This is a genomic window from Hyphobacterium sp. SN044, assembly GCF_021864465.1.
In the GTDB taxonomy this organism is placed as follows: Bacteria; Pseudomonadota; Alphaproteobacteria; order Caulobacterales; family Maricaulaceae; genus Hyphobacterium.
On sequence record NZ_JAKKUV010000066.1, the window covers coordinates 1 to 280 of the forward strand.

Below are 280 nucleotides of genomic sequence, written 5' to 3' on the forward strand. Positions count from 1 at the left end.
GTGTCCCCATTGTGCAGGATAGCCTCGCGAGCAGGTTCCCCGTTGATGCTGGCGAGGGCTTCGGGCCGCGTTTGCCAGGTAAAGCCGGCGCCAGCCGCGAACTGGACTACTGCATGTTCCTCGAACACGCCTTCCTCCTGCAGCACCAGGTCCGCGCCCGGCGAGCGGCCGATCCGTACAGGAAAACGGCGGGCTTTCCATGCGGTGCCCGCCTTTTTCCCGGACAAGATCTTAAATTGGATCACCAGATCGGGTTCCGGCGCGGAACATAGATTTTATC

The 280-nt window shown here is 61.4% G+C and carries 1 protein-coding gene; it reads right to left on the minus strand.

Annotation, left to right across the window (positions count from 1 at the left end):
• Positions 1-245 (minus strand): FHA domain-containing protein (locus L5876_RS14675; RefSeq protein ID WP_236957104.1); only part of this gene is annotated, 245 nt, incomplete at its 3' end.
• Positions 246-280 lie beyond the last annotated feature (35 nt).